General features: G+C 66.3%; 3 protein-coding genes. 2 read left to right on the forward strand and 1 reads right to left on the reverse strand.

Going from position 1 to position 4,858, the window contains the following annotated elements:
• Nucleotides 1-256: 256 nt before the first annotated feature.
• Nucleotides 257-487: a hypothetical protein gene (locus tag QX010_RS32945; RefSeq protein ID WP_316183701.1), complete on the forward strand. Its 231-nt coding sequence runs from the start codon at nt 257-259 to the stop codon at nt 485-487.
• A gap of 51 nt (nt 488-538) precedes the next feature.
• Entirely contained in the window at nt 539-2,581 is a 2,043-nt protein-coding gene (locus QX010_RS32950) for a S8 family serine peptidase (RefSeq protein WP_316183702.1), read from the forward strand.
• Between the two features lie 190 nt (nt 2,582-2,771).
• Here QX010_RS32950 and QX010_RS32955 read toward each other — a convergent pair whose 3' ends face one another.
• Complete coding sequence (locus tag QX010_RS32955) at nt 2,772-3,977, reverse strand: ATP-grasp domain-containing protein (protein WP_316183703.1); 1,206 nt, start codon at nt 3,975-3,977, stop codon at nt 2,772-2,774.
• Nucleotides 3,978-4,858: the final 881 nt, after the last annotated feature.

Here is a 4,858-nt window from a genome sequence, read left to right on the forward strand (position 1 = left end):
GGCGGCGCAGCCGACCGACATGGAGCTGCAGGGCTTCTGGAGCGTGCTCAAGAAGATCGGACAGGGCGCGCAGACCGGCCTCAACATCGGGCATACGCTCGGCATCTTCGCCACCGGCCAGCCCACCGGCACGATGCACTAGGACGACCGATTGGAAGCAACGATCCGCGACATTCGCAACGCGGATGCAAGCGAGTGAGACGGTGGGCGCGCCGAAGGTCCGCCCACCGCCGACCTGACATGGAGGGAGCGAGGCATGCCGGATCCGAACTCGGAGCAGGAATTCATCGTGCAGGGCGAGCCGGTCAAGTCCGGCCAGCTTGCTGATCATCTGAGCCGCGAGCCCGGCGTGAAGCGCATCGGTCAGGTCGCCCCCGACGTCGTCATCCTGTCGATGACGAAGAGCCAGGCCGATCGCCTCCGATCGACTTTCAGCACGATCGTGGTCGAGCCGAACGCTCCACTGAAACCCTTTGGCGCCGGCTGACTCCAGCCGCGCCCCCGACGATGTCACGAGCGAGGATGAAGGAGCCCGCAGATGGCCGCACGAAGCAAACCCGAAATCTCTGATCAGAAGGATGCGGCCGGCACGGCCGTCAGCGGCACCGGAGCGCAGCCCGGAGCGCAGCAGCCCTCAGCCGAGGCCTCTGCCGCACCGCAGGCCGCAGCAGCGGCGACCGCCGCATCAGCCCCTGCCGCGCAAGGGACCGGTCGCAGCGACGGCGGCAAGGCGGCGCCAGCGACGAGGCAACCCGGCGCAACGATCTCGCAGCGACGGGCGCAGTACATCCTGGCCCCGCGCCAGCAGACGGGGCTTGCGACCTTCAGCGCCGACTTCATCGTCCAGCAACTGACAAACACTCCCGACATCGACGTGGTGAAGACGATTCAGCCGCCGCGGCTGCTCGGATTTCAGAGCGCCGACCCGGGACAGGCGCCGCTCGGCCCCATGGTGCTGGCCCGCATGACGCCCGACAAGGCCGAATTGCTCAAGGCCCAGGCCGGAGCGCGGCTCGCGGTCGAGCGCGATGCGCCGCTCACCTACATGCTCGATCCGACCGTTCCGCAGACTCCGGCGCCGCACCAGCTTCCCAATCCCGGCGTCCTCATTCCCCTGGCCGACGGCTTCTCGACGACGATCGAAGTGGTCGGCGAGAGCGGTCCGCTGCCGGAAGTGGAAGTCTACGTGTTCGGCAGCGTGTGGCCGGTTCAGGGCGTCACCGACGCCAGCGGCCGTGTCACGCTCAAGATTCAGGGCGAAACGCCCGACACCATCCGCTCGATCCTGATCAAGCCGCGGGTCGATTACTGGACCTTCTGGCTCGACCGTCCGCAACTGACCCCCGACAGCGTGAATCGCATTGCCGCGAAGACGCTGGGCGCCTACCTGCGCGGCTTTCCCGGCCAGCAATTGCTGGGATGGGGCCAGCGCGCGATGGGCCTCGATCGTGTTCCCCTCGCCTACAATGGCGCGGGCGTGAAGATCGCGGTGATCGATTCCGGCGCAGCACCAACGCATCGCAATCTGCACGGCGTCACGATCGGTAAGAGCATCGTCGGCAATGATCCCGCGAGCTGGACCGTCGATACCATCGGTCACGGCTCGCATTGCGCCGGGATTATCGCCGGCGGCCCGGTCGGCAGCGGCGGCGGCATTCGCGGCTTCGCTCCGGCGGCCGAAATCCATGTCTGCCGGATCTTCCCGGGCGGCCGGTTCAGCGATCTCGTCTCGGCGCTCGACTACTGCATGGAGAACGGCATCGACGTCGCCAATATGAGCCTGGGCGGCGGCGAGCCGTCGCAGATCATCGAGGAGCGGATCCTGCGGGCCAAGCAGATGGGCCTCGCCTGTATCGTCGCTGCGGGAAATTCGTCGGGGCCGGTCCAGTTTCCTGGCTCGACGCCGCATTGCCTGTCGGTCGCCGCGATGGGCAAATGGGGCGAGTTTCCCGAGGACAGCTTCCACGCCCAGCAGGCGCTGGACGGCTTCCGCAGCAGCGACGGATATTTTCCGGCGAAGTTCAGCTGCTTCGGGCCGGAGATCGACGTCTGCGCGCCCGGCGTCGGCATCGTGTCCTCGCTGCCGGCCGATGGCTTCGGGGCGTGGGACGGCACCTCGATGGCGACGCCGCATGTCACCGGCCTCGCTGCGCTGGTGCTGGCGCATCATCCCGACTTCAAGGGCCCGTTCGCGACGCGCGACGCGCGACGCGTGGAGCGGCTGTTCCAGATCCTGAAGGAGACGTCGACGCCGCTGCAGTTCGGCGACCCCAATCGTGCGGGAGCCGGACTGCCGAACGCGATGCGCGCCCTCGGCCTGGAGGCGGGCGTCGCCTCCGCGCCCGCGGCCGATCCCTCGCTCGACGTCCTTCGTCGTCTGCTGGGACTGGCGCGCGGCGAAGCGCAGAACGCCGCGACGTCTCCGACGCTGGCGCCGCAGGCGCCCAATGGCAAGCCCAACGGATCCGGCTCGGTTGCCAGGGGCCCGGCAACAACGACCGGCGAGTGGTCGAGCCCGGCCGCCGGTGATCCCAGTCCGGCGCAGATCCGCGACATGATGCACAAGGTCGGCTTGCTGTAGATTGCCGACGAGGCAGCAGCCACCAAGCCGCATCAGACGTTGTACGACGGGCAGTTTGCGCATGAGCTTCATGCACGAACTGCCCGTCATGTTAGTTGTCATTAGATATGCGACCACCGTGTGAATGAGTTAAGTCCAGAGGGATTGAAGACGCGCAATCCTCGCCGGATCACCGCGGCGGTCTGCGCTATCAAGCCGCCGCAGCCAGAATCTCTGCCCACGCCTCCGGCGTGACCGCGTAGGGACCAACGGCGCCGCTATGGAATTTGCGCCATAGCGACGGGCGGATCAGCGACGCGCCGAGCGCAGCGATGACGGGAACGAGCGCAAGCGGATCGCCCGCGACTGGCGTCAGTTCCTCGGTTGATCCGGCGTAGTCGCCGCGTGCCGCAATCGCATCGATCGCTTCGCGCAACACTGCGATCCGCGCCCCCGTCTGCTCGGCGGCGCCAAGGATCGCCAGCAGCGTCTGGCGGGTCCGCACGCCGGCGGCCCCAGCCGGACATTCCCCAGTCGCAGCACCAATGGCCGTATCGATCATCGCCGCAACGAGATCCACACCCGCCGCGAAGGCGTTGGCAGGTTCGACCAGCCGGGGATTGACATCAATGATGACCGGTCCGCCATCGGCGATGATCACATCCATCGACAGCCCACCGTGCCAATCCAGCAACGCGACCAGCCGCGACAGCATGACGGCCAGACCGGGCAGCACGATGCTCTGCTTCAGCGACGCTCCGCCACCGACGCCCTCGCGCACGCGAAGGCAGGCATGATGCGCAACCAGCCGGCCGCGGTTGGCAACGGCCTGCACCATTGCGAGCGGCCCTGCCACCTCGGACTGGACAATCAACGCCGAGCCGTCACCAAGTCCAAGCTCGCGCGCGGCTGCATTGAGCTCGGCGGCGTTTCGCGCCCTGCGGACGCCCGAGCTTGCCGTGCTGACGGGGCGCTTCAGAAAAACGGGATAGGCTGCGACGTCACGGAGATCCTCGATCCGCGAGACCATCGTCGTGGGCGGCTGTGGCACGCTTGCGGCTTCGAGCGTATGAAAGGCGGATATCTTGTCTTGAACCCGCGTGAGACTTTTGAACGGCGGCGCGATCGTGGTGACCCGAAGCTGCGGCAATCTTGCCGAGAGCACCGTCACCTGCTCCTGCGTCGGAAACAGCAGATCGACCTTTCGCTCGGCTGCAATGCGTTCTGCCGCGGCGAGCCATCCGAACGGATCGCGTCCGAACCGCGGCACGTCATGAACCGCCCGCACATGCCGGGTGAAGCGCGACAGGCAGATCCGCGTCGAGGATAGGATCTCGACCTCATGTCCGAGCGCGCCGAGGCGCCCGGCGACCTGACGCGACGTGAGGCCTGATCCTTCCGACAGCAGGACGCGCATCCCAGATCGCCTCACGTTCCTGAAGAGAAGAAGTGTCGGAGATCGCGAAAGGTGGCATCGAACCGCGGCCAAATCAATGTTTGTGCTTGGCTCGCGGTCTCGGCGAGCCTTGAGCCGCGTCCATCAGCGATGATTAATCGCGGCGCATCGGTTCGGAGAGTCCGGGATCGACCTGCCAACGCCGCGTGATGTTGGTGACAGGGAGAATGCACGTGATGTCCGCACGACGGGCAGATCGCGCATGACGCTCATGCACGAATTGCCCGTCATGTTAGTTCGTCGCACGAAAGTCCTTGCGCCGTCGGGCAAATCAGGCGCAGATTTCCGCGCGTCCCGCCTCACAGCAAGAGGGGCGTATCGCGGTCGTCACGAACGCTGAGTGTGGGATGCGATGGGCGTGTCGGATTGCGCGTGGGATTGCCCGCGCGGACGAACAATTCCGATGCGCACGGTCAAGTCGCGCGGTCCTGGCATCCCGACGCTGATGTCAAGTTCGTTGTGGTGCTCTGCATCACGCGGACGATGGTGGCCAGAAAGCCCGGCGCACCAGGGAGAACGCGAAGCAGCCGTCAGACCATCGCGCAGGGAGGGCCGGGTGATCTCGGCTGAACCTGTGGTTCCTGCCGCCTGCATTTTTTCCGCAGGCGGGCCATGGGTGCGGCCAGCATCCGGCCTTCCCTGCGCCTCTGCGTTATCCGGAGGCGACGCGTGACGCAAAGCTCGGGCGCGGATGCGCCGCGAGGATAAGGCAGCATGTCTCAGACTAACCGCTCTTTGAAAAGTGGAAACCGCCAACCCCAAGCTCGTCATGGCCGGGCTTGTCCCACGGCTGTCCGGTTCAGCTTCCGCATATTGCGAGGCTCAACTGTTGTGGGTTTTTG

It is taken from the genome of Bradyrhizobium sp. SZCCHNRI1009 (genome assembly GCF_032487575.1).
Classification (GTDB): Bacteria; Pseudomonadota; Alphaproteobacteria; order Rhizobiales; family Xanthobacteraceae; genus Bradyrhizobium.